Source organism: Streptosporangium carneum (genome assembly GCF_027922005.1).
Lineage (GTDB): Bacteria > Actinomycetota > Actinomycetes > Streptosporangiales > Streptosporangiaceae > Streptosporangium > Streptosporangium carneum.
In genome coordinates this window covers 1-541 of the sequence record NZ_BSEV01000150.1, presented here as the reverse complement: position 1 = coordinate 541, position 541 = coordinate 1, and the positions used below count along the sequence as shown (strand labels likewise).

The 541-nt window shown below is 45.3% G+C and carries 1 protein-coding gene; it reads left to right on the top strand.

Features of this window, described 5'->3' with window-relative positions:
- A partial coding sequence (locus PKF00_RS45055) for an integrase core domain-containing protein (protein ID WP_271223796.1) occupies positions 1-237 on the top strand: 237 nt, incomplete at its 5' end.
- Positions 238-541: the final 304 nt, after the last annotated feature.

Sequence of the window (541 nt, the reverse complement as noted above, 5' to 3'; positions counted from 1 at the left end):
CAAACGTTGAAAAACAGAATCCTGCTGGAAAACTACTTCCTGCCGGATGACTTGGAACGCCAGATCGAAAGCTTTGTGGATCACTACAATCACGAGCGTTACCACGAGAGCCTCAGCAACGTCACGCCTGCCGATGTCTACTTTGGACGGGCGCAATCCATCATAAAACGAAGGGAGAAAATAAAAGAAAGAACTATTCAGTGCCGACGGTTGCAATACCGCAAAGCCGTCGCCTAATATCAATCAATAAAGGTGAGCAAAGTCTCTCTTGGCCCAGGCCGAAATCTGTGCCGTTTTATATGACGACGGACATTCCCCAGTACCTATTGCTTGTAAGTTGGCTTCAGATTGAACGGTTAGATATTTCAGTTTTCATTGTTACCAAAGAAATTAAGAAACTTTGCAACTCATCGGCTGAGCAAAACCATATGTTATAATCGTGGCCATCGCTGTTTCCATATTGATCGTTGCGGAAATATCCGACACCGCACCGTCTGTCCCGTTCCAAGGCAAGCCTAAGGCGATGACGGAAAAATAATTT